The 24,224-nt window shown below is 72.6% G+C and carries 18 protein-coding genes, 1 tRNA gene and 1 pseudogene; 5 read left to right on the plus strand and 15 right to left on the minus strand.

Going from position 1 to position 24,224, the window contains the following annotated elements; translation table 11 throughout:
* A pseudogene (locus AVP42_RS04650) lies at positions 1-778 on the plus strand (hypothetical protein); the annotation flags it as partial.
* A gap of 39 nt (positions 779-817) precedes the next feature.
* On the opposite strand, the gene AVP42_RS04655 reads toward AVP42_RS04650, so the two are convergent.
* The 4 genes from AVP42_RS04655 to AVP42_RS04670 form a co-directional block, all read right to left on the minus strand.
* Positions 818-3,232: a transglycosylase domain-containing protein gene (locus tag AVP42_RS04655; protein WP_067946613.1), complete on the minus strand. Its 2,415-nt coding sequence runs from the start codon at positions 3,230-3,232 to the stop codon at positions 818-820.
* A 201-nt stretch (positions 3,233-3,433) separates the two neighbouring features.
* Positions 3,434-3,505 (minus strand) — tRNA-Gln (locus tag AVP42_RS04660).
* Between the two features lie 88 nt (positions 3,506-3,593).
* The gene (gene gltX, locus AVP42_RS04665) at positions 3,594-5,108 is read right to left on the minus strand and encodes a glutamate--tRNA ligase (protein WP_067946616.1); all 1,515 of its coding nucleotides are present in this window, start codon (positions 5,106-5,108) and stop codon (positions 3,594-3,596) included.
* Positions 5,101-6,126: a LysR family transcriptional regulator gene (locus tag AVP42_RS04670; protein ID WP_082847006.1), complete on the minus strand. Its 1,026-nt coding sequence runs from the start codon at positions 6,124-6,126 to the stop codon at positions 5,101-5,103. The genes gltX and AVP42_RS04670 overlap by 8 nt, the downstream gene beginning before the upstream one ends.
* 89 nt (positions 6,127-6,215) lie before the next feature.
* On the opposite strand from AVP42_RS04670, the gene AVP42_RS04675 reads away from it, so the two are divergent.
* Positions 6,216-7,286 (plus strand): aminotransferase class V-fold PLP-dependent enzyme, encoded by a 1,071-nt coding sequence (locus AVP42_RS04675; RefSeq protein ID WP_082847002.1) that lies wholly within the window; start codon positions 6,216-6,218, stop codon positions 7,284-7,286.
* Positions 7,287-7,290: 4 nt separating this feature from the next.
* Here the strand turns inward: AVP42_RS04675 and AVP42_RS04680 are convergent, their stop codons facing one another.
* From AVP42_RS04680 to AVP42_RS04690, 3 genes are all read right to left on the minus strand, one after another.
* On the minus strand, positions 7,291-8,061 hold the full coding sequence (locus tag AVP42_RS04680; RefSeq protein ID WP_067946618.1) for a fumarylacetoacetate hydrolase family protein: 771 nt from the start codon (positions 8,059-8,061) through the stop codon (positions 7,291-7,293).
* A gap of 69 nt (positions 8,062-8,130) precedes the next feature.
* Positions 8,131-9,249, minus strand: a complete 1,119-nt coding sequence (locus AVP42_RS04685) for a branched-chain amino acid aminotransferase (RefSeq protein ID WP_067946620.1) — start codon at positions 9,247-9,249, stop codon at positions 8,131-8,133.
* A 21-nt stretch (positions 9,250-9,270) separates the two neighbouring features.
* Complete coding sequence (locus AVP42_RS04690) at positions 9,271-10,341, minus strand: 3-isopropylmalate dehydrogenase (protein WP_067946622.1); 1,071 nt, start codon at positions 10,339-10,341, stop codon at positions 9,271-9,273.
* A 138-nt stretch (positions 10,342-10,479) separates the two neighbouring features.
* Here AVP42_RS04690 and AVP42_RS04695 point away from each other — a divergent pair, with 138 nt between their 5' ends.
* A complete protein-coding gene (locus AVP42_RS04695) occupies positions 10,480-10,743 on the plus strand; it encodes a DUF6458 family protein (RefSeq protein WP_067946624.1) in 264 nt (87 codons plus the stop codon).
* Between the two features lie 34 nt (positions 10,744-10,777).
* Here the strand turns inward: AVP42_RS04695 and AVP42_RS04700 are convergent, their stop codons facing one another.
* Positions 10,778-12,364, minus strand: coding sequence for an MFS transporter (locus tag AVP42_RS04700; RefSeq protein WP_082847003.1), 1,587 nt, complete (start codon positions 12,362-12,364; stop codon positions 10,778-10,780).
* An 81-nt stretch (positions 12,365-12,445) separates the two neighbouring features.
* On the opposite strand from AVP42_RS04700, the gene AVP42_RS04705 reads away from it, so the two are divergent.
* Entirely contained in the window at positions 12,446-13,009 is a 564-nt protein-coding gene (locus AVP42_RS04705) for a TetR/AcrR family transcriptional regulator (protein WP_067946626.1), read from the plus strand.
* 246 nt (positions 13,010-13,255) lie between these two features.
* Here AVP42_RS04705 and serA read toward each other — a convergent pair whose 3' ends face one another.
* The 4 genes from serA to AVP42_RS16610 all read right to left on the minus strand — a co-directional run bounded on the left by serA (position 13,256) and on the right by AVP42_RS16610 (position 16,299).
* A complete protein-coding gene (gene serA, locus AVP42_RS04710) occupies positions 13,256-14,848 on the minus strand; it encodes a phosphoglycerate dehydrogenase (protein ID WP_067946629.1) in 1,593 nt (530 codons plus the stop codon).
* 152 nt (positions 14,849-15,000) lie between these two features.
* Positions 15,001-15,354 (minus strand): hypothetical protein, encoded by a 354-nt coding sequence (locus AVP42_RS04715; protein ID WP_067946631.1) that lies wholly within the window; start codon positions 15,352-15,354, stop codon positions 15,001-15,003.
* Complete coding sequence (locus tag AVP42_RS04720) at positions 15,351-15,827, minus strand: hypothetical protein (RefSeq protein WP_067946633.1); 477 nt, start codon at positions 15,825-15,827, stop codon at positions 15,351-15,353. The genes AVP42_RS04715 and AVP42_RS04720 overlap by 4 nt, the downstream gene beginning before the upstream one ends.
* Before the next feature lie 115 nt (positions 15,828-15,942).
* Positions 15,943-16,299 carry a hypothetical protein gene (locus AVP42_RS16610; RefSeq protein WP_067946635.1) on the minus strand — a complete coding sequence of 119 codons (357 nt, stop codon included), beginning with the start codon at positions 16,297-16,299 and terminating at the stop codon, positions 15,943-15,945.
* A gap of 112 nt (positions 16,300-16,411) precedes the next feature.
* Between AVP42_RS16610 and AVP42_RS04730 the strand changes: the two genes are divergently transcribed.
* On the plus strand, positions 16,412-20,644 hold the full coding sequence (locus tag AVP42_RS04730) for a BTAD domain-containing putative transcriptional regulator (RefSeq protein ID WP_067946637.1): 4,233 nt from the start codon (positions 16,412-16,414) through the stop codon (positions 20,642-20,644).
* Between the two features lie 110 nt (positions 20,645-20,754).
* On the opposite strand, the gene ilvC is transcribed toward AVP42_RS04730, so the two are convergent.
* From ilvC to AVP42_RS04745, 3 genes are all read right to left on the minus strand, one after another.
* Positions 20,755-21,783 carry a ketol-acid reductoisomerase gene (ilvC, locus tag AVP42_RS04735; protein ID WP_067946639.1) on the minus strand — a complete coding sequence of 343 codons (1,029 nt, stop codon included), beginning with the start codon at positions 21,781-21,783 and terminating at the stop codon, positions 20,755-20,757.
* Positions 21,784-21,861: 78 nt separating this feature from the next.
* A complete protein-coding gene (gene ilvN, locus AVP42_RS04740) occupies positions 21,862-22,371 on the minus strand; it encodes an acetolactate synthase small subunit (protein ID WP_067946641.1) in 510 nt (169 codons plus the stop codon).
* 2 nt (positions 22,372-22,373) lie between these two features.
* Positions 22,374-24,182, minus strand: a complete 1,809-nt coding sequence (locus tag AVP42_RS04745) for an acetolactate synthase large subunit (protein WP_067946643.1) — start codon at positions 24,180-24,182, stop codon at positions 22,374-22,376.
* Between the last annotated feature and the right edge of the window lie 42 nt (positions 24,183-24,224).

Consider the following 24,224-nt stretch of genomic DNA (forward strand, 5'->3'; position numbering starts at 1 on the left):
GGCCGGAGTGTCCGACGGTGCCGAGGCGACCCGCGCGGGCATGGCGAACCTCGCGGGCGGCATCAGCTCCGCCGCGAGCGGATCCCGCTCCCTCGCCGACGGCGCAGCGGCACTCGCCCAGGGGGCCGCCGCCGTGTCCGCCGGGTCGGCACGCCTCGCCGACGGCACGACGCAGCTCGCCGGCGGCGCCGGACAGGTCGCCACCGCCAACGCCCGCCTCGCCGAGGGCACGGACCGGGTCGCACAGGGCGCGGCGCAGGTCTCCGGCGGCGCCGCGAAGGTCAGCGCGGGTGCGGTCGCCGTCAGCAACGGGACGACCTCCCTCGACGCCGGCGTCGCCGCCCTCGTGTCGGGCACGCAGGAGCTGGCCGCGAAGTCGGACGAGCTCGCAGCGGGCGCCCAGCGCGTCTCGACCGGAGCGGGCGACCTCGCCGCCGGGACCGGCACCCTCTCGCAGGGCGCCATGGACCTCGCCGCCGGGCTGGACGAACTCGCCACCGGAGCGGGCGACCTCTCGGTCGGGACGCAGACCCTCGCCGACGGCAGCATCGTGCTCGCCTCGGGCGCCGGGGACCTCGCCGGCGGGGCCGCCGAACTCAGCGACGGCAACACCCGCCTCGCGACCGGGTCAGCCCAGCTCGCGGCCGGGACCGCAGGAGTCGCGCCCGGCGCACTGCTTCCCTGGCTGGTGGTCTTCGGGGCGCTCGCGCTCGCCGCGGTGGCCGCCTGGGCGGTTCACCGCGTCCGCCACAGCCGCCTCCCCGGAGCCGCGGTCTGAGGACGGGGTCGCGGGACGGTTCGCGGCGGTCGGCGAAGGTCAGCCGCCGGGACCGGTGTCGAACGGCCACCCCGACCCGGGATCGAAGGGCCACCCCGGCGGCGGCTGCGGTTGCGGCTCGGGTACCGGCTGCGGCTCGGGTACCGGCGGTGGAGGCGGCGGGGCCGGTGCGGGCGGCGCCTGGGCCGGTTCCGGCTGCGGAGCCGGTCGCGGCGAGGCATTGGCATTCGCATCCTGCCCAGAGTCGTCTCGGGGTGTCGGCGGCGGCTCGACGCCCGGGATGTCCACGCGCGGCACGACCGGACCCATGCCCGCCTGCGTGAACGGGTCGCCGCCGTACTTGGCCGCGGCCACCGACATCACCGCGGGCCACATCCGGTGACGCGCCGTCGCCGCCTGCCCGGTCGCGAAGGAGATCCCCCGCTGGTTCGCGTCGCCGTTGACGCTGACCACGGCCGCGGCGGTGGCCACCTTGGAGCTCGCCCCGACCATCCAGGTGTCCTTCGCGCCATCGGTCGTGCCGGTCTTGCCGATGAGGGGCACGGACGGCTGCGTGGCGTTGTTCGACGCCTGGGCCGTACCGCTCGTCATCACGGCGCCCATCGCGGTGTGCATCGCCGCCGCGACCTCCGGGACCACCGACTGCGTGCACTCCGACTTCGGGGGCGTGACATCCTGGCCGTCTCGGCCGATGATGCGGTCGATCGCGATGGGCGAGCAGGTCACGCCGTTGTTCGCGATGCCGGCGAAGGCCACGGCCATGCTGAGCGGCGCGACCTCGTTGGTGCCGATGACCGACGCGGGTCCCTGGTCGAGCACGTTGCCGTCGGCCCGGTGCACGCCGAAGGCCTCGGCGCGCTTGCGGATGCCGCAGAGGTCGAGCTGCTTGGCCATGCCGATGAAGCCCGTGTTGATCGACGCGATCGTCGACTCCATGGCGCTGTACGCGGAGCCGGACTCGTTGGCGTCGTTCCGGGGGTTCCAGTCGCCGGCGAAGTGCGGGCCGAGGCAGGAGTCCTGGAACGTGCCCCAGTTGCTCTTCGGTCGCGAGTCGACGCGCTCGCCCAGTCCGCGCCCCGAGCTCAGCCACTCGGCGAGCGTGAACACCTTGTACGACGATCCCGGCTGGAATCCACGCGATCCGCCGTAGGCGAAGTCGGTGTTGTAGTTGATGCTCGTGTACTGCGGTCCCTTCGCGAGCACCGCCGGGTCCTGGCTGTACGTGCGGTTCTGCACCATCGCGAGCACCCGTCCGGTGCCCACCTCGACCGACGAGATGACGCCGCCCACGTCCCAGCCCGGGAACGTGGCCGGCACGTGGGTCGTGACCGCCTGGGACGCCGCGAGCTGCAGGTCGAGGTCGAGCGTCGTGTGGACCTCGTACCCGCCCCGGCGGAAATTGAGCATCCGCTCGGCCTCGTCCTCGCCGAAGATCGGGTCGTTCTGGAGGATGTTCTTCACGTAGTCGCAGAAGTAGGCGCTCGCGCCCGCCGTCTGGCATCCGGTGCTGGGTTCGGTGATGACCGGCTCGACGGGCGTGGCGACGGCCTCGTCGTACTGCTCCTGCGTGATCTTCTCCTCGGCCAGCATCGCGCGCAGGATGTAGTCGCGCCGCGCGGTGTTGGCGGCGTACCCGTTCTCGGCCCCGTTGGCCGGATCGTCGGGTCGGTCGAGCCGGAACTTGCCGGGGTTGTTGACGATCGCGATGAGCGACGCGGCCTGCGCGAGGGTCACGTTCGCCGCGGTGGTGTTGTAGTAGTAGCTCGACGCGGCCTCGATGCCGTACACGGTTCCGCCGAAGCCGGCGATGTTCAGGTAGCCCAGCAGGATCTCGCTCTTGGTGTAGCGCTTCTCGACGCCGATCGCGAGGCGCATCTCCTTGAGCTTCCGATCGATGGTCGTCTCGGTGACGGCGTCGTAGCAGCCGTCCCGCTCCTCCTGGTCGGCCGCGAGCCGCTCGCACTCCTGGACGCGGACGTTCTTGACGTACTGCTGCGCGATCGAGGAGCCGCCCTGCGTGTCGCGCCCGGTCGCGGTCGTCGCGGCGGCGCGGATGGTGCCCTGGAGGTCGACGCCGTTGTGGTCGTAGAACCGCGGGTCCTCACCGGCGATCGCGGCGTCCTTCACGTACTGGCTGACCTGGTCCCATCCCACCTCCACGCGGTTCTGGTCGTAGAAGGAGGCGAGGAGGACGCGGTCGCCGTTGGCGCGCTTGGCGTAGATGTTGCTCTTCTCGCTGAGCTCGCCGATCTCGAGGTAGCTCGGCAGGTTCTCGAACATCGAGATCGTGCTCGACGCGGCCACGCCGGCGGCGGCGAGCCCCGGCGTCACCGCGACCGTCACGAGCATCGCGGCGGCGGCGCTGCCGGCGACGAGGCCGGCCAGGCCCCCCACGACCCCGAGAGGCGTGCGCGTCTCGGCGAAGTCGCGATTCCGCAGGTTGCGATGCACCACCGACGAACCCCCCGATCTCCCGGTGGACCGCCTCGGATGCTCCGGTGTTCGGTCCCGGGCCGAGCGGCCTGGGTCAATGGAACCTCAGTGGGTTCGCGATGTAAAGGGCTGTCGCCACGGCGTTGGCATCCCGTGACCTGCGGAGCGAGCGGCGGCGCCCGTAGATGCGAAAAGACCCGCGATCTCTCGCGGGTCTCACTGCTGGGGTACCTGGACTCGAACCAAGAACAACTGAACCAGAATCAGCCGTGTTGCCAATTACACCATACCCCAAGGCCGGTGAACCGAGGTTCCCGGGCCGACATGTAACTCTAGCCTAGGGGGGCGATCCTCGCCAAAACGGCGGGACCGCCCGGGCGCGTCAGCCGATGAGCGCCGCGAGGCGGTCGATGCGTTCGATCGACTCGACGCGGCCGAGGATCTGCATCGACTCGAACAGCGGCGGCGAGACGCGCCGGCCGGAGACCGCGACGCGGACCGGTCCGAACGCGACGCGCGGCTTCAGGCCGAGCCCGTCGACGAGCGCGTCGCGCAGCGCCTCCTCGATCTCGGCGTGGGTCCACGACTCCCCCGGGATGCGCTCGAGCGCCTCGCGCGCGGCGGCGAGCACGGCCGGGGCGTCGGCCGGCAGCGACCCGACCGCCGACTCGTCGTACTCGAGCTCCGCGGCATCCGTGAAGAGGAACCCGAGCATCGCGGGCGCCTCGCCCAGCAGGCCGATGCGCTCCTGCACGAGCGGCGCGGCCTCGGCGAGGATCGTTTCGTGCGCCGGACCGATGGGCGTCTCGACGACGCCCGCCGCCTGCAGGTACGGCACCGTGCGCGCGGCGAAGTCGGCGACGTCGAGCTGCCGCAGGTGGTCGCCGTTGATCGCCTCGGCCTTCTTGAGGTCGAAGCGCGCGGGGTTGGGGTTCACGTCGGCCACGTCGAACCGCTCGACCAGCTCGTCGCGGCTGAACACGTCGCGGTCGGCCGAGAACCCCCAGCCGAGCAGCGCCAGGTAGTTCACGAGGCCCTCGGGGATGAAGCCCCGGTCGCGGTGGTGGAAGAGGTTCGACTCGGGGTCGCGCTTGGAGAGCTTCTTGTTGCCCTCGCCCATGACGTAGGGCAGGTGACCGAAGCGCGGCACGAAGGTCGTCACGCCGATGTCGATGAGGGCGTGGTAGAGCGCGATCTGGCGCGGCGTCGAGCTCAGCAGGTCCTCGCCGCGCAGCACGTGCGTGATGCCCATGAGCGCGTCGTCGACCGGGTTCACGAGCGTGTACAGCGGGGCGCCGTTCGGGCGCACCACGACGAAGTCGGTGGTGGACCCGGCCGCGAAGTCGATGCGGCCGCGCACGAGGTCGTCGAAGCCGAGGTCGACGTCGGGCACGCGCAGGCGCAGCGCCGGCTCACGGCCCTCGGCACGGAAGGCGGCGCGCTGCTCGTCGGTGAGATCGCGGTCGAAGTTGTCGTACCCGAGCTGCTTGGGTCGCCCGGCGGCCTCGTTGCGCGCGTCGATCTCGTCGGCGGTCGAGTAGCTCTCGTAGACGTGGCCCGCCGCCTTCAGTCGCTCGATGACGTCGGCGTAGATGCCGCCGCGCTGCGACTGCCGGTACGGGCCGTGGGGGCCGCCGACGTCGATGCCCTCGTCCCACCCGAGGCCGAGCCAGGTGAGCGCGTCGATGATCTGCGCGTAGCTCTCCTCGCTGTCGCGGGCCGCGTCGGTGTCCTCGATGCGGAAGACGAAGGTGCCCCCGGTGTGGCGAGCGTACGCCCAGTTGAACAGGGCCGTGCGCACGAGGCCGACGTGCGGGGTTCCGGTGGGCGACGGGCAGAACCGCACGCGGATGTCGGTGCCGGTCGCGGTCGTGGTGGGGTGGGTCGTGTCAGGCATCGCCCTCAATGTTACGGGCCCGGGATCCCTCGTCCCGTCGCGCGACGAGGCCCGCCAGGAGCTCCGCCGCGACGGCCACGGCCGGCACGCCGAGCCCGCCTCGCGCGGTCACGAGGTGCAGGGTCCGCCGGTCGGCGTTGGCGGTGCGACGCACGGCGACGCCGGCCCGGGTCCCCGCCGACTGGATGGCGAGCCCCGGCAGCACGGCGACCCCGAGCCCGGAGGCCACCATCTCCTCGACGGCGACGAAGTTGTCGGTCTCGACGGCGATGCGCGGCGCGAACCCGGCGGCGTCGCAGAGCTCCAGCAGGTGCCCGCGGCAGCGGGGGCAGCCGGCGATCCAGGGCTCGCTCGAGAGGCCGGCGAGGTCGACGACCTCGTGCTCGGCGAGCGGATGCCGCGCCGGGAGTACGACGTGCATGGCATCGCCGCCGATCGTCGCCACCTCGAGCCCGCGCGCGCTCGCCCGGTGCGGGTCGCTGCGGTCGCCGGGGTAGCTGAAGGTGAGCGCGAGGTCGGCGCGGTCCTCGCGCACGGCGGCGACCGCCTCGGGCGGCTCCGCCTCGACGAAGCTCACGCGCACGCCGGGATGGCGCTCCGCCATCCCGGCCATGAACGCGGGCACGAGCGTCGGCGAGGCCGAGGGGAACGCGGTCAGCCGGACGCGACCGGAGCGCAGGCCGCGCAGGTCGGCGAGTTCGCCGCGCGCGGCCTCGAGCGCGGTGGCGACCGCCGCGCCGTGCCGGGCGAGCACGCGCCCGGCCGGGGTGAGGCGGATGCCGCGTCCCGTCCGCTCGACGAGCGGGGTGCCCGCGCGTGCCTCCGCGCGACGCACCTGCTGGCTGAGCGCGGGCTGGCTGAACCCGAGTGCGGAGGCCGCGGCCGTGATGGAGCCGTGGTCGGCGATGGCCCGGAGGACGAGCAGGCTCGTGGCGTCCACCGTGCTCGGCAGGCCGGCAGGGCCGGCGTCGTCGCCGGGTGCGGTGCGCGACCCGGGCTGGGCATCGGGCTCGGGCATCGCGTCCATGACTGAGCATAAGCACGTCTTATGCATCGGATGCAACACCGGCTCTCGACGTATCGCTCGCACCGGACGAGGCTGAGGCCATGGCCCTCTCCATCGACCTCGCATCGACCGCGAGCACCCTCGGCCTCCCCGACCCGCGATTCACCGCCGGACGCGGCTATCTGGCCGCCTGCACGCTCGGCATCCCGGCGACGGCGACGGCGGAGGCGATCTCGCGGGACCTCGAACGCTGGCGCGCCGGCGAGGCCTCGGCCGCGGAGTACAGCGCGATCGTCGAACGCGCCCGCGGGCACGCCGCGACGCTGCTCGGCACCGCCGCCGACCGCGTGGCGGTCGGATCGCAGGTGTCCGCGTTCGTCGCCCTCGCCGCGGCGTCCGCCCCGGCCGGCGCTCGCATCGCCTGCGTCGACGGCGACTTCAGCTCGGTCGTCGCGCCGTTCCTCGCCCGCGGCGACCTCGACGTGCGTCCGGTGCCGCTCGCTCGCCTCGCCGACGCGATCACGCCGTCGACGTGGCTCGTCGCATTCTCGCTCGTGCAGTCCGCGACCGGGGAGATCGCCGACGCGGCATCCGTCATCGCCGCCGCACGCGCCGCCGGCGCGCTCGTGCTCGTCGACACCACCCAGGCCACGGGGTGGATGCCGACCGCCGACCTCGACGCCGACCTGGTCGTCTGCCACGCGTACAAGTGGCTCTCGGCGCCGCGCGGGGCCGCGTTCATGGCCGTGAGCGATCGCGCGCTCGACGAGCTCGTACCGATCACCGCCGGCTGGTACTCCGGCGAGGATCCGTGGTCGTCGTGCTACGGCCCGGACCTGCACCTCGCCGCGGGCGCTCGCCGGTTCGACGTCTCGCCGGCATGGCACGCGTGGGCGGGGGCCGAAGCCGCGCTGGAGCTCGCCGCCGGCCTCGACCTCGAGGCCGTCCGCCGGTACGACGTGTCCCTCGCCGACGCGTTCCGCGAGCGCCTCGGCCTGCCGCCGTCGGCGAGCGCGATCGTGAGCTGGCCGGACGCGGAGGGCCGTGACCTCGCCGCGCTGACCGCCGCCGGGCTCACCGCGTCCGGGCGTGCCGGCCGCGCGCGCGTCGCGTTCCACCTCTGGAACGATGCCGAGGACGTCGACCTGGCCGCACGCGCCCTCGGCCGCTGAACGATCAGGCCGAGCGCACGGGGTTCGCGAGCGAGCCGAGCCCGGAGATGCTCACCTCGACGGTGTCGCCCGTCGTGATCGGCCCGACGCCCGCCGGGGTGCCGGTGAGGATCACGTCGCCCGGCAGCAGCGTGAACACGTTCGAGGCGTAGGCGATGATCGCCGGGATCGAGTGCACCATGTCGGCGAGGCGCGCCTCCTGTCGGCGTTCGCCGTTGACGCTGGTCTCGATGGTGCCGCGCTCGAGGTCGAGGTCGGTGTCGATCACCGGCCCGAGCGGGCAGAACGTGTCGAAGCCCTTGGCTCGCGTCCACTGGCCGTCGCTGCGCTGCAGGTCGCGGGCCGTGACGTCGTTCGCGATCGTGTAGCCGAAGACGACGGATGCCGCGTCGGCCTCGCTCACGCGACGCGCGATCCGTCCGATCACGACCGCCAGCTCGCCCTCGAACTCGACCTGCGAGCTCTCCGGCGGCAGCACGATCGAGTCGCCCGGGCCGATCACCGCGGTGTTGGGCTTCAGGAAGAGCAGCGGTTCGGCGGGCGCCTCGCCACCCATCTCGGCAGCGTGGTCGTGGTAGTTCTTGCCCACCGCGACGACCTTCGACCGCGGGATGACCGGCGCGAGCAGCTTCGCCTCGGCGAGCGGCACGCGCTCCCCCGTCGGGTCGTACCCGGCGAACATCGGGTCGGCCTTCAGCACGACGAGTTCGTGCTCCTCCTCGTCGACGATGCCGAACGAGATGGACTCACCGTGGGAGAAGCGCGCGACCTTCATGCGCCCAGCCTATTCGGCGCCGCCGCGCGGACGGCGCCGACGGGGCGGGGACCCGAGCGGGCCCGCCCGTCACGCGTCGAGCCGGAGCATCCAGCCGTGGCGGTCCTCGACGCGTCCGTACTGGATGCCGGTCAGCTCGTCGCGCAGCGACATGGCGAGCTCGGACGCCTCGGGTCCGTTGTGGACGATCTCGAAGTCCTCGGCGAGCAGGCGCCCGATGGGCGTGATGACCGCGGCGGTGCCGCACGCGAAGGCGCCGACGATCTCGCCGGATGCCGCACCCTCGCGCCACTCGTCGATGGTCACGCGACGGCTCTCGACCGCGTGGCCGCGGTCGCGCGCGAGCTGCAGCACCGAGTCGCGCGTGATGCCCTCGAGGATCGAGTCCGACTCGGGGGTGACGAGCCGTCCGTCGCGGTACACGAGGATGACGTTCATGCCGCCGAGCTCCTCGAGGTACGTGCCCTCGTCGAGGAACAGCACCTGCTGGCAGCCGTGCTCGGCTGCCTCGGCCTGGGGCAGGAGGCTCGAGGCGTAGTTGCCGCCGGTCTTCGCCGCGCCGGTGCCGCCCTTGCCGGCCCGCGCGTACTTGGTCGACAGCCAGATCGACACGGGCTTCACGCCACCGTGGAAGTACGCGCCCGCGGGGCTCGCGATGAGGTAGTACGCGACCTTCTTCGCGGGGCGCACGCCGAGGAACGCCTCCTTCGCGAACATGAAGGGCCGCAGGTAGAGGCTCGTCTCGGGGGCGGACGGCACCCACGCGGCATCCAGCGCGATGAGCTGCTTGAGCGAGTCGATGAAGTACTCGGTGGGCAGCTCGGGCAGGGCGAGCCGGCGCGCCGAGCGCTGCATGCGGGCGGCGTTCTCGTAGGGACGGAACGACCACACCGAGCCGTCGGCGTGGCGGTACGCCTTGAGGCCCTCGAAGATCTCCTGCGCGTAGTGCAGCACGGCGGCGGAGGGGTCGAGCTGGATCGGACCGTACGGCGAGACGCGGGGCCGGTGCCATCCGCCCTTCTCGGACCAGCACAGGTCGACCATGTGGTCGGTGAAGTGGTTGCCGAAGCCGGGGTCGGCGAGGATCGCCTCGCGCTCGGCGTCGGACTTCGCGTCCTCGTTGCGCGTGACCTGCCAGGTCAGGCCGGCCGGGGACGGCGTCTGGAGGGTGAGGTTCGTCGTGGTCACGGTGGTCTCCTTCGAAGCGGGTCAGTGGGCGCCGACGGTGGCGCCGAGGCGGGCGGCGATGGCGTCGCCGATCTCGGTGGTCGACCGGTTCGCGTCGCCGCGCTCGGCGACGTCGGCGGCCACCGCGTCGCGCACCCGCTCGGCTGCCGCCCCGTGGCCGAGGTGGTCGAGGAGCAGCGCGACCGAGAGGATCGCGGCGGTGGGATCGGCGATGCCCTTCCCGGCGATGTCCGGAGCCGAACCGTGCACGGGCTCGAACATGCTGGGGAACCGGCCGTCGGGGTTGATGTTGCCCGAGGCCGCGAGTCCGATGCCGCCGCTGATCGCGCCGGCCAGATCGGTGAGGATGTCGCCGAAGAGGTTGTCCGTGACGATGACGTCGAATCTAGCAGGGTCGGTGACCAGGAAGATCGTCGCGGCGTCGACGTGCAGGTAGTCCACCGCGACGTCCGGGTACTCGGCCGCGACGGCGTCGACGGTCCGCTTCCACAGCGAGCCCGCGAAGACCAGCACGTTCGTCTTGTGCACGAGCGTGAGCCGCTTCCGGGGGCGAGCGGATGCCGCGGCGAAGGCGTACCGCACGACGCGCTCGACGCCGTACGCGGTGTTCACCGACACCTCGTTCGCGACCTCCGCCGGCGTGCCGACGCGGATGGCGCCGCCGTTGCCGACGTAGGGGCCCTCGGTGCCCTCGCGGACCACGACGAAGTCGACGTCGCCGGGGTTCGCGAGCGGGCTCGCGACGCCGGGGTGCAGGACGGAGGGACGGAGGTTGACGTAGTGGTCGAGCTCGAACCGCAGCTTCAGCAGCAGGCCGCGCTCGATGTTCGCGCCGGCGAGGCGCGGGTCGCCGGGCACGCCGCCGACCGCGCCGAGCAGGATCGCGTCGTGCGCCTTGATCGCCTCGAGGTCGTCGACGGTCAGCACGTCGCCCGTCTCGAGGTACCGACCCGCACCGAGCGAGAACTCGGTGCGCTCGAAGGCCAGGCCGGCGTCGGCGGCGACCGCGTCGAGGACCTTGAGCGCCTCACCGACCACCTCGGGGCCGATGCCGTCACCCGGGATCACCGCGAGCCTGACCGTCGTTACCATGAAGCCTCCTTCGTCCGCCAGCCCTCCAAGAGTACTGTCCGCCGACGTGGCCGCTCACTACACTCGGCCTCAGGGAGCGGTATACCCCACCCCCGCATGTGCGGCGCTCGCCGCCGCCCGAGTGAAAGGCACTACCAGATGAGTCTCGGTCTCGGAATCGTCCTCTTCGCCATCGGCGCGGTGTTCGCGTTCGCGCTCAACGTCTCCGTGGAGTGGATCAACCTGCAGATGGTCGGCTACATCCTGATGATCGCCGGCGCGGTGGTCATCATCCTCGGCATCGTCCTCCTCGCCCGGCGCCGGAGCTCCGTCTCGACGTCGCGCACGATGGTCGACCCTGCCACCGGCGAGCGCGTCACGCGCGCCGAGTCGTCGCGGCCCGACGACGGCACCACGCTCTGACGGTCATCGAACTCGACCCCCGCGGGGCGCCACCTCACTCCGAGGCGGCGCCCCGCGGCTCGTTCAGGGTGGTCGCGGCGACGACGCCCGCGGCGACCATGAGCAGCATGCCGATGAACGCGGTGACCGTCACGCCGCCGCCGAACGCGGTGGCAGCGGATGCCGCGAGCTCGGCGCCCACGGAGGCGGGCAGCGTCTCGGCGAGCGCCATCGCGCCAGCGAGCGTCTCGCGCGCGGCATCCGCCTGCCCCGCCGTCAGTTCGGCCGGGAGCTCGATGGCGGTGCGGTACCAGGCGGCGAGGATGCTGCCGAGGACGGCGGTGCCGAGCACCGCGCCGAGCTCGTAGGCGGTCTCGGACACGGCCGATGCCGCGCCCGCCTTCGCCGGCGGCGCGCTCGAGAGGATCAGCTCGTTCGAGACCGTCTCGGCCACGCCGATGCCGATGCCGAGGAGGACGAACGCGATGGCGACGCCCGCGACGCCGTCGCCGGCGGTGAGGGCGATCACGAGGTACCCCGCCGCGGAGAGCGCGACGGCCGACGGGACCAGCACGCGCGGGTGCACGCGTCGGGCGATCGGCACGACCGAGAGCCCGGCGGCGATCATCGCGACAAGCCCCGGGGTGAGCGCGAGGCCCGCCTGCACGGGCGACAGGCCCGCGATGAGCTGCAGGTGCTGCGACACGAAGAAGAGGAAGCCGACGAGCGCGATGACGCTCAGCAGGTTGACGAGCACGCCCCCGCCGAACGAGCCCTGCCGGAACAGCCGCATGTCGAGCATCGGGGTCGCCGCCCGCAGCTGCCGGCGCACGAACCAGATCGCCAGGGCGGCGCCCGCGAGCACGGCGGCGACGCCGACGACGTCGATGCCCTCGGTGGCGACGTGCTTGATGCCGTAGACGACGGCGCCCATGGCGGCGAACGAGAGCAGGATGCTCGGCACGTCGATCGGGCCCGGCGCGGGGTCGCGGCTCTCGGGGATCAGGAGGGGCACGAGCACGACGAGCGGCACGAGCACGGGCACGGCGAGGAGGAACACGGACCCCCAGTGGAAGTGCTCGAGGAGCACCCCGCCGACGATGGGTCCGAGCGCGCTGCCGGCGGCGAAGCCGGAGGCCCAGATCGCGATCGCGAGCCGTCGCTGCTCGCGGTCGGCGAAGACGGTGCGCAGCAGCGAGAGCGTGGAGGGCATGAGCATCGCACCGAAGAACCCGAGCGCCGCGCGGGCGACGATGAGCGCCTCGGCCGTCGGTGCGAACGCGGCGGCGATCGACACCAGCGCGAAGCCGACGGAGCCGATGAGCAGCATCCGTCGGCGACCGAAGCGGTCACCGGCACTGCCCATGGCCACGAGGAGTGCGGCGAGCACGAGCGGGTAGGCGTCGATGATCCACAGCTGCTGGGCACCCGTGGGACCGAGGTCGCGCGCGATCGCCGGGAGCGCGAAGCTCAGGACGGTGTTGTCGACCGAGACGAGCAGGACGGGCAGCATGAGCACCGCGAGCGCGAGCCACTGCCGGCGCGACGCGCGCGGCCGGCCGGGGTCGACGCGGGTGACGACGGATGCCGCGGCATCCGTTCGCGCGGGAATGGTGCTCGTGCCGTTGGTCTCGTGAGTCATTTCGGGGTTCCTATTACTGTACCGTCTGGACGGTAGAGTATCAGATCCCGCCGACACGGGCCGCTCGATACCATCGGAGCCATGAGCCGCCCACCCGCCGCCCGCGACGCCGTCCTCGATGCCTTCGAGCGCATCCTCATCGACGCGGGCGAGCGCGCGGCGACGCTCGACGCGACCGCGAAGGCCGCCGGGGTCTCCAAGGGCGGCCTGCTCTACCACTTCGCCAACCGGGAGGCGCTCGTCGACGGGGTCCTCGAGCGGTTCGCCCGGCTCGTCGACGACGACATCGCCGTGCTCGAGCGAGCCCCCGAAGGCGCGATCGCCTACTACGTGCGGTCGTCGGTGGCGGTCGGATCCCCGCTCGACCGCGCGGCCGTCGCGGCGACGCGGCTCGCCCAGGCCGGGCACGAGTCGGCCGCCCGCACCATCCGCGCGGTGCGCGAACGCTGGCTCGAGGCGGTGCGGCGGCACGTCGCGGACCCGACCGTGGCGCTCGCGATCACGCTCATCGGCGACGGGCTGTACTACGACTCGGCGCTCCACGGGCAGGACCCCGAGCTCGGGGTCGACGCCCCGCCGGCCGCCGAGCTCGACGCCCTCGTCGCCCTGCTCGAGCGCCTCGCGGACGGCCCGGTGGTCGAGTAGGACGCGAAGCGCCCGGTGGTCGAGTAGGACGCGAAGCGCCCGTATCGAGACCCGGTGGTCGAGTTGGACGCGAAGCGCCCGTACCGAGACCCGGTGGTCGAGTAGGACGCGAAGCGCCCGTATCGAGTCCCGGTGGTCGAGTTGGACGCGAAGCGCCCGTACCGAGACCCGGTGGTCGAGTAGGACGCGAAGCGCCCGTATCGAGACCCGGTGGTCGAGTAGGACGCGAAGCGCCCGTACCGAGACCTAGGACTCCGTGATGTCGACCTCGACCATGACGTCGGCGTCGATCGCGGTGCGCACCCGCTCGATCACCTCGGCCGGAACCGGCGAGTCCACCGTGAGCACCGACAGCGCCTGGCCCCCGGCCTCGCGACGCGCGATCTGCATGCCCGCGATGTTGATGCCGGCGTCGCCGAACTCGCTGCCATAGACCGCCACGATGCCCGGCCGGTCGGTGTAGATCATCACGATGTGGTGGTCCGCGATCGGCACCTCGATGTCGTAGCCGTTGATGCCGACGAGCTTCTCGATCTGCTTGGTGCCCGTGAGCGTGCCCGACACCGACACCTGGGTGCCGTCGGCGAGCGCGCCGCGCAGCGTGATGACGTTGCGGTACTCGGGGCTGTCGGCGTCGGCGATGAGGCGCACCGCGACGCCGCGCTGCTCGGCGAGCAGCGGCGCGTTCACGTACGAGACGGTCTCGCTCACGACGTTGGTGAAGACGCCCTTCAGCGCGGCGAGCTTCAGCACGCTCACGTCGTAGTCGACGAGCTCGCCGTGCACCTCGACGTCGAGGCTCTCGAGCGGTCCCTGCGCGAGACCCGCGAAGAGCTGGCCGAGCTTCTCGACGAGCGGGATGCCGGGGCGCACGTACGGGTCGATCACGCCGCCGGCGACGTTCACGGCGTCGGGCACGAGCTCGCCGGCGAGCGCGAGGCGAACCGACTTGGCGACCGAGACGCCCGCCTTCTCCTGCGCCTCGTCGGTCGACGCGCCGAGGTGCGGCGTGACCACCACGTTCGGCAGGGCGAGCAGCGGCGACTCCTTCGGCGGCTCCTGGACGAACACGTCGAGGCCGGCGCCGGCGATGGTGCCCGCCACGAGCGCGTCGTGCAGGGCCTCCTCGTCGATGAGCCCGCCGCGCGCGACGTTCACGACGAAGGCGGTGGGCTTCATCTTCGCGAGCTGCTCGGCGCCGATCATGCCGGTCGTCTCCGGCGTCTTCGGCATGTGGATGGTGATGAAGTCGCTGCGCTCGAGGAGCTCGTCGAGCGTGACGGTCTGCACGCCGAGCTGCTGCGCGCGTGCGGCGGTGATGTAGGGGTCGTAGGCGATGACCTCGACGCCGAACGCCTGCAGCCGGGCCGCGATGAGCGCGCCGATGCGGCCGAGGCCGATGATGCCGACGGTCTTCTCGTAGAGCTCGACGCCCGTGTACGCCGAGCGCTTCCACTCCCCCTGCGCGAGGGCGGCGTGCGCGGCCGGGATGTGGCGCGCGAGGCTCAGGATGTGCCCGACGGTGAGTTCGGCGGCGGAGATGATGTTCGACGTCGGCGCGTTCACGACCATCACGCCGGCGGTCGTGGCCGCCTTGATGTCGACGTTGTCGAGCCCGACGCCCGCGCGGGCGATGACCTTCAGCGAGCGCCCCGCGGCGATGGCCTCGGCGTCGACCTTGGTGGCCGAGCGCACGAGGATCGCGTGCGCGTCGGCGATCGCCTCGAGCAGCGCCGGACGGTCGGTGCCGTCCACGTTGCGGATCTCGAAGTCGGGTCCGAGGGCATCGACGGTGGCGGGCGAGAGTTCTTCGGCGATCAGCACGACCGGCTTCGACACGTTGGGTCCTTCACGGGATTCGGATGGGTGCGCGTGCACGCGTGCGCCGGCATCGTCGGAGGCGCGGGGACGCGCTCATGCTACTTCAGCGTCCGGGGCGTCCCCGAATCGTGTGACGCGCGCAGACGAGCGGGCGTTCGCGGGCCCACCGCTCAGGTGAGCAGCGCTCCGACCCCGAACATGAGCAGGATGTCGAGGTAGAGCAGCGCCGACACCGCGAGTCCCGTGAGGTACAGCGCCGCCTGCACGACGGCCGAACGCCGTCGCCCGAGCAGGAACGCCGCGGCGAAGAGGCCGATCGGCAGCAGGATCGCCGCGATGAGCACGACCCAGCCCGACCCGCTGATCGACGTGTCGAGCGTGCGCGCGAGATCGGCGACGCCGACCAGGTTGCCGACGGCCTCCCACGCGTCGTAGGCGAAGAACAGGCCGAAGGCGATCGCGAGGGCGATCTCGAGCCAGAACGGCGTGCGGCGCACGGACGGGTCGGCCGTCGCGGCGCTCATGCCGTCACCCCCGCCACGAACGCGACCGGCAGGAGCACGACGGCCCCGACGAGCATCCAGACGAGTCGCGCCCTCGGTCGCCCGCGCGTGAGCGCGAACGTCACCCCGAACCACAGCGCCGGAGCGAGCACGGCGAGCCACAGACCCAGGCTGAACATGAACTGGCCCACCGGATCGGCCGCGGGGTTCTGCACGCGGAGCACGCTGAGGATCCACCCGAGCGTGTAGAGGAGGTAGACGCCGCCGAAGACGCCGAGCAGCACGAGCTCGGCCGACCCGGGCTGGTCCGCGGCATCCGCCGTGTCGCCGTCCGGCTCGCCGTCGACGGATGCCGCGGCATCCGTCGTGCCCTCGCCCGGCGCAGTGACGGGCACCGGGGTGCCGACCGCGCGCCATCCGGGCGCGAGCGTCGCATCGTCGTCGCCGTCCCAGCGAAGGGCTTCGTCCTCGTCGTCGCCGTCGTTTCGGGCCATGCGTTCACGATAACGACCGCGGGGCCCGCGCGCGGCGGACCGCGCCGCCCACGCGCGACGGAACGCGGCGGCGACGGCGCTCGTCGCCCCGTCGCCGCCGCGGCATCCGCTCGGTTCAGCCGGTCGGGGCGGTCGGGCTGAGGTCGTCCCGGACGGGATCGGCCCGGCGGGCGTCCTGCGCCCGTTGCTTCAGCTCGGCGAGGTAGCGCTCGACCTGCGCCTGGAGCTGCTGGCGATGCGAGTCGGTGACGACGTTCGCGCGGGCCCTGGCGATCAGCCCCGAGACGTAGGCGTCGGCCGTGTCGCGGGCCATGTCCAGGTGCGCCTCGGTCGACACGCGGGCGGGCCCGCCGGCGCGGGCCTGGTCGCCGACCGTGGATGCGAGCGAAGCGCAGCCGGCGAATGTCGCGGCGAGCCCGACCATGAGGGCGGACGCGGCGAGGCGGACAGTGACGGTGTGTGCGTGTTCCATGCCGCCACGGTGCGCCACGGGGGTACCGCCCCGTCACGCGGCGGTATTCCGGCGGTATGCCGGCTCCGGCCCGCGCATTGACCCGTCGCGGGCGCGGGTGGACACTGCGGGTATGGGCATCCGGGTCCTCGGCCCGCTCCGTCTCGACGACGCCGCGCTCAACCTGCGGGAACGCATGGTGCTCGCCGTCCTCGTACTCCGGAACGGCCAGCCGGTCCCCGCCGACGAGATCGCGTCGGCGGTCTGGGGCGACGACCGCCCGCACACCTGGCAGAAGCAGGTGCAGGCGGCGATCGGACTCGTGCGGAAGGCGGTCGGGCGCTCGGCGATCGAGACGGTCGACGACGGGTACGAGCTGCGGATCGACGCGGCGGAGATCGATGCGGCGCGGTTCGAGCGGCTCGCGGCCGCCGCACGCGAGCACCTGGTGGCAGGCGACCCGGTGCGCAGCCTCGACGCGGCCGACCGAGCCCTCGGCCTGTGGCACGGCACCGCGTTCGCGGAGCTGTCCGCGTGGCTGCCCGCGGCGGCGGAGTCGGCTCGCCTCGAGGAGGCCCGCATGGATCTCGAGGAGGTCCGCCTGGATGCGTGGTTGCGAGCCGGGAGGCACACCGAGTCGGTGCCGATGGCCGAGACGATGGTGCGCGAGGCTCCGCTGCGCGAACGCCGCTGGACGATGCTCGCGACGGCGCTCTACCGCAGCGACCGCCAGGCGGATGCGCTCGCGGCGGTGCGGGCTGCGCGCGAACGGCTCGACGAGGAGCTCGGCGTCGAGCCCGGCGAGGAGCTGCAGGACATGGAGCTCGCGATCCTCCGGCACGACCCGTCGCTGCGCCCGTCGACGCCGGTGACGGTCCCGAGCGCGGACTGCCCCTACCCCGGACTCCGGTCCTTCGCCGCGGAGGACGAGGAGCACTACTTCGGGCGCGACGCCGACGTGCGGGCGGCGCTGGCGCGGCTGGCTCGGGCCCCGTTCCTCGCGGTGTCGGGGGCGTCGGGCAGCGGCAAGTCCTCGCTCGTGCTCGCCGGGGTCGTGCCGGTCCTCCGGCGACGCGGCGACCGCGTCTTCGTCCTGCTGCCGAGCGCCGACCTCGAACGCCGCATCCGCGACGCCGTCGACGGTGCCCACGGCCGCACCGCGCTGGTGATCGACCAGTTCGAGGAGGTCTTCCACGCGCGCGGCGCGGATGCCGACGGGACGGCGGCGGCGATCGCCCGGGCGGCGGCGGCCGGCGTCGTGGTCGTCCTCGTCGTCCGCTCCGACTTCCTCGACCGGTGCGCGGCGCTCGCCGACCTCGGTCCGCTGATGGCCGACGGCGTGCACCTCGTCGGTCCGATGGGTCGCGAAGCGCTCCGGGACGCCATCGAGCAGCCGGCCCGGCGCGCCGGACTGAGACTGGAGCCCGGGCTCGCGGAGCTCATGCTGCGCGATGCGGCCGGTGCGCCGGGCGCGCTCCCCCTCCTCGCGCACGCCCTCGTCGAGACGTGGAGCCGCCGCGAGGGTGCCACGCTCACGGTCGCCGGCTACGAGTCGTCGGGCGGCATCTCGGGCGCCATCGCCCAGTCGGCCGAACAGCTCTACGAGTCGCTCGACGCCCGGGAACGCGACCAGTGCCGATCGCTCATGCTCCGGCTCGTCGAGCTCGGTCCGGACGGCGCGCCCATCCGGCGCCGCGCCGCCGCCGGGCCGCTCCGTGCGGATGCCGCTCGGGCGCGCGTGCTCGCACGACTCACGAGCGCGCGGCTCGTCACCGCAGAGGCGGAATCGGTCGCGATCGCCCACGAGGCGCTCGCGCTGGCATGGCCGAGGTTGCACGACTGGCTGCAGCAGGACGCGGATGCCGCGCGCGTGCTGGCGGGCGTGACCGCAGCCGCCGAGTCGTGGGACGTGGCCGGGCGCCCGGATGACGAGCTGTTCCGTGGCGCACGCCTGCAGGCGGCCCTCGAGCGACGGGATGCCGCTCCCGACGACCTCACGCGCATCGAGGCGGACTTCCTGGACGCGTCGGCCGCCCGCGCCGACGCCGAACGGACGGAGCTGCTCGCCCGGGCCGAGGAGGACCGGCGGCGGAACCGTCGACTCCGATCCCTGCTCGGCGTCGCCGCGGGCCTCATCCTGCTGCTCGTCGGGGTCGGGTCGACCGCCGTGGTCACGTCGACCGAGGCGGGCGCGCAGCGCGACACGGCCACGGTCGAGGCGCTCGTCGCGACGGCCCTGGCGCTGCGGACGTCGGAGCGCGACGTCTCCGCCCTGCTCGCCGCCGAGGCCTACCGTCGCTGGCCAGACGACGCCCGGACCCGCTCGGGGCTCACGAGCGTGCTGCAGGCGGCGGGCGGACTCGTCGACACGATCGCGCTCGAACCCGAGGGCAGTGCGTACGGCTCGCTCATCCCCGGTACCGAGGAGGCCCTGGTGGTCACGTCCGGCGGTGCCGCCGCGGTGCGGGACCTCGCCGACGGTGGCACGGTCCGAGCGCTCGACCTCGGATTCGAACCCGGGCCGCCGCGGCCCTGGCCGCTCGTCGAGGTGAGCGCCGACGGCCGGGTCGGCGCGGTGCTCTGGCCGTCGAGGACGCAGCCGTCCGGCGTCACCTGGTACGGCACGTCGCCGACCTCGGTGCTCGTCGCCTTCGACCTGACGGGCGGCGAACGCCTCCTCGGCCCGATCCGACTCGGCACCGGGACCGGCGCCCTGGCGCTGAACCGCGACGGCTCGATCATCGCCATCGCCGACGCACGCGACGGCGCCGTCGAACTGGTCTCGACGACGGATGCCGCGATGCGTTCGATCGACGGCGAGCGCACGACCGCGCTCGACCGCGACTCGTACGCCGCGGCGATCGCGTTCGACACCGCGGGCCGCCTGCTCGTCGGCCGCCTCGACGACCGGGTCGACGTCATCGACCCGCGCACGGCGTCGGTCGTGACCCGCATTCCCGTGGCGCCGTCGTCGGCGCACGTCGACCTGGCGGTGGCCCCCTCGGGGACGGTGGTCGCCTCCGGGGACCGCGCCGTGACCGCCTTCGACCCGGCGACGGGCGAGGTGCGCTGGGCGACTGACCTCTCGACGGCGAACCTCGGCCCGTGCGTCTGGATCGCGGTCTCCGAACCGCACGGGCGGGTGTTCTGCAGCAGTCGCTTCGGCGTGACGACGGTGTTCGACCTGGCGTCGGGGGTTCCCCTGCCGTCCGACGAATTCCGCGGATCGGACGACGTCGGCCCGCTCGCCGTGGGCGACGACGGCGGCATGCTCACCGCGATCGGCGTCGGCCGACCGGTCGTCACCCGCTGGCGGATCGACGGCGACGGCCCCGGGCACCGGCTGCTGACCCGCGGCTGGGAGGTGCTCGGCCCGTACTCGCATGAGGACTCGATGCTCCTCATCACGCCCGCCCGCGTCGAGCGCGACGTGTGGGATCCGGCGTACGACGCGGTCGCCATGGATACGCGGTCGGGAACGGTGGTGCACCGGTTCCCCGACGCCGTGGTCGAGACGGGTTGGCTCCGGGACGGGCGGCTCTACGCCCGGTCGGCCGCGGACGACCTCTTCCGCGTGTTCGACTCGCGGACCGGGACGCAGCTCGGCGAGGAGCTGTGGGGGGTGGTGTCGCTCTGGCCGATCGACGGCGGCGAGCACCTCCTCGCGGTGCGCACCAACGGCCGGATGCGGACGATCGATCCGGAATCCGGGGCGGCGGAGGGCCCGGCCTGGAGCGTCGACGGGTACCCGGTGTGGGTGTCGTCGGCGCCCGACGGGGATCCGCTCGCCGTCAGCTACCTCCCGGAGGTGCGCAGTCGCGAGATCGGTCCCGACGAGCCGCTGCCGCAGGGCCCGATCCGCACCGCGGTCGTGTCGGGCCAGGATCACGCGCTGCGCGCCGACGGACTCCTCGGCCTGCGGGCCCACGTCGTCACGCCGGATGACGAACTCGTCGGCGTCGGCGACGACGGCATCGGGCACTACCGGGCGGATTCGCTGCGCCGTGCCGGAATCGTCGCCGGTGCCGCCACCGGTCGCTACGCACCATCCTTCGACGCCGACGGCCGGACCGTCGTGGTGACCCTCGCCGACGGCACGTCGATCGTCTACGACACGGTGAGCGGCGAACCCATCGGCGACCCCTTCCGCAGCAGCGGGCGGGCCGTCGTGCCGGCCGCGATCCGCCCCGACGGCGCCGAACTCGCGGTCTCGACGCGAGAGGGCGTCGTGGTCTGGGACCTCGACCCGGAGCGCCAGTTCGCGGCCGTCTGCCGCCTCGCCGGGCGCGACCTCACCGAGGCGGAGTGGCACCGCTACCTGCAGCCGCTCGGCGAACCGCGGAGCACCTGCGCATCGGCCCGCTGAACGCCGACGGCGGGGCCGGTCGGAACCGGCCCCGCCGTGCGGGATGGTGCGAGGCGTTCGAGAGCGTCAGCGGGCGACCTCGCCGTCGCCACGCGCAGAAGGCGCGAGGATCAGCGAGCGACCTCGCCGTCGACGTAGTCGTCCTCGTCGACCTGGGTCCACGCGAAGAGCTTGCGCAGCTCGCGGCCCGTGGTCTCGATGGGGTGACCCTGGCCCTTCTCGCGGAGCTCGAGGAACTCCTTGGCGCCGTTGTCCTGGTCGTCGATGAAGCGCTTGGCGAACGTGCCGTCCTGGATGTCGGCGAGCACGGCCTTCATGTTCTCCTTGACGTGCTCGTCGATGACGCGCGGGCCCGAGACGTAGTCGCCGTACTCGGCGGTGTCGGAGACGGACCAGCGCTGCTTCGAGATGCCGCCCTCCCACATGAGGTCGACGATGAGCTTCAGCTCGTGGAGCACCTCGAAGTAGGCGATCTCGGGCTGGTAGCCCGCCTCGGTGAGGGTCTCGAAACCGTACTGCACGAGCTGCGAGACGCCGCCGCAGAGCACGGCCTGCTCGCCGAACAGGTCGGTCTCGGTCTCCTCGGTGAAGGTGGTCTTGATGACGCCGGCGCGGGTGCCGCCGATCGCCTTCGCGTACGACTTGGCGAGGTCCCAGGCGGTGCCCGAGGCGTCCTGCTCGACCGCGATGATGTCGGGGATGCCGCGGCCCGCGACGAACTCGCGGCGCACGGTGTGGCCCGGGGCCTTCGGCGCGACGAGGATCACGTCGACGCCCGCCGGGGCCTCGATGTACCCGAAGCGGACGTTGAAGCCGTGGCCGAAGACGAGCGTCTTGCCCTCGGCGAGGTTGTCCTTGACGGACTCGGCGTAGATGTGGCGCTGGAACTGGTCCGGGGCGAGGATCACGATGACGTCGGCCCAGGCCGCGGCATCCGCCACGCTCTTGACCTCGAAGCCGGCCTCCTCGGCCTTCGCCGTCGACTTCGAGCCCTCCTTGAGGCCGATGACGACCTCGACGCCGGAGTCGCGGAGGTTCTGCGCGTGCGCGTGGCCCTGCGAGCCGTAGCCGATGACGGCCACCTTCTTGCCCTGGATGAGCGAGAGGTCGGCGTCCTTGTCGTAGTAGATCTCAGCCATGTGCGGTCTTTCTCCTTGTGATGGGTTCGGGCAGGCGGTCTCGGTGCGCGCGCATCGCGTGCTCCTCGACCACCGGTGTCAGTTCTTGTAGACGCGTTCGGTGATGGACTTGCCGCCGCGGCCGATCGCGAGGAGGCCCGACTGGGCGATCTCCTTGATGCCGTACGGCTCGAGCACGCGGAGCAGCGCCGTCGTCTTGCCGGAGTCGCCGGTCACCTCGATGACCAGCGCGTCGGTCGACACGTCGACCACGCGCGCGCGGAACAGGTTGACGGCCTCGAGCACCGCCGAGCGCGTGGCGTTGTCGACACGGACCTTGATCAGCAGGTGCTCGCGCTGCACCGACTGCGCGGGGTCGAGCTCGACGATCTTCAGCACGTTGACGAGCTTGTTCAGCTGCTTGGTGACCTGCTCGAGCGGCAGGTCCTCCACGTCGACGACGACCGTGATGCGGGAGAGCCCGTCGATCTCGGAGTGACCGACCGCGAGCGACTCGATGTTGAATCCGCGGCGGGCGAAGAGTCCCGCGACGCGGGTGAGCAGGCCGGGCTTGTCCTCGACGAGGAGGGAGAGCACGTGGGTCGACATGTTCAGTCCTCCTGGCTGAAGGCCGGCGAGTGGTCGCGGGCGTACTGGATGTAGGAGTTGGAGACGCCCTGCGGCACCATCGGCCACACCATGGCGTCGGCGGAGACGACGAAGTCGATCACCACCGGGCGGTCGTTGGTCTCGAGCGCGAGCTTGATCGCGTCGTCGACCTCCTCCTCCTTCGTCACGCGGATGCCGAGTGCGCCGTACGCCTCGGCCATCTTGACGAAGTCGGGGACGCGGGCGGTGTCGTGGCCCGTGTTCAGGTCGGTGTTGGAGTACCGGCCGTCGTAGAACAGCGTCTGCCACTGGCGCACCATGCCGAGCGAGGAGTTGTTGATCACCGCGACCTTGATCGGGATGTCGTTCAGGGTGCAGGTCGCGAGTTCCTGGTTGGTCATCTGGAAGCAGCCGTCGCCGTCGATCGCCCACACCGTGCGCTCCGGCTCGGCGACCTTGGCGCCCATGGCGGCGGGCACCGCGTAGCCCATCGTGCCGGCGCCGCCGGAGTTCAGCCAGGCGTTGGGCCGCTCGTACTTGATGAACTGCGCGGCCCACATCTGGTGCTGGCCGACGCCCGCGGCGTACACGCCCTCGGGGCCGGTGAGCTCGCCGATGCGCTGGATCACGTACTGCGGCGCGAGCAGCCCGTCGGAGGGCTGGGTGTAGCCGAGCGGGAACTCGGACCGGAGGCCGTCGAGCGTCGACCACCAGTCGGCGACGTCGGGCGTGTGCTGGCGCGTGACCTCGCGGTAGGCGGCGAGGAGGTCGACGAGGACGTCCTTCGCGTCGCCCACGATGGGCACGTCGGCGGCGCGGATCTTGCCGATCTCGGCCGGGTCGATGTCGACGTGGACGACCTTGGCCTCGGGGGCGAACAGCGCCGCCTTGCCCGTGACGCGGTCGTCGAAGCGGGCGCCGAGGGCGACGAGCAGGTCGGCCTCCTGGAGGGCGAGCACGGCGGGCACCGTGCCGTGCATGCCGGGCATGCCGAGGTGCTGCGGGTGCGAGTCGGGGAACGCGCCGCGCGCCATGAGCGTCGTGACGACCGGCGCGTTCGTCGCCTCGGCGAACGCCTGCAGCTCGCCCGAGGCACCGGCGCGGATGATGCCGCCGCCGACGTAGAGCACCGGGCGCTTCGCCTCGGCGATGAGCTGGGCGGCGGCGAGCACCTGCTTGCCGTGCGCCTTGGTGATCGGCCGGTACCCGGGCAGGTCGAGCTTCGGCGGCCACTGGAACGGGAAGGTGGCCTGCTGGGCGTCCTTCGTGATGTCGACGAGCACGGGGCCGGGGCGGCCGGTCGTGGCGATGTGCACGGCCGACGCGATGGTGGCCGGGATCTCCTCGGCCGTCTTCACGAGGAACGAGTGCTTCGTGATCGGCATCGTGATGCCGACGATGTCGGCCTCCTGGAACGCGTCGGTGCCCATGAGGTTCGAGAACACCTGGCCGGTGATCGCGAGGAAGGGCACCGAGTCCATGTGCGCGTCGGCGATGGCGGTGACCAGGTTGGTGGCGCCCGGGCCCGAGGTCGCGATGGCGACGCCGAGCTTGCCCGACGACGAGGCGTAGCCCTCGGCCGCGTGGCCGGCGCCCTGCTCGTGGCGGACCAGGATGTGGCGGAGCTTGCGGCTGTCGAGCAGCGGGTCGTAGACGGGGAGGATGGCGCCGCCGGGGAGCCCGAAGACGTCGGTGATGCCGAGCAGCTCGAGCGAGCGGACGACCGCTTGGGCTCCGGTGAGCATCTCGGGACCGCTCTGCGACTGCGACAGGCTGGCGGGCGATGGCACGGGGCTGGCTTCCGTGGTCATTCGTTTCCTGTTCATGGTGCGTGGTGTTCGGGACAGGCGAGA

The organism is Agromyces sp. NDB4Y10, assembly GCF_001620055.1.
GTDB classification, from domain to species: Bacteria; Actinomycetota; Actinomycetes; order Actinomycetales; family Microbacteriaceae; genus Agromyces; species Agromyces indicus.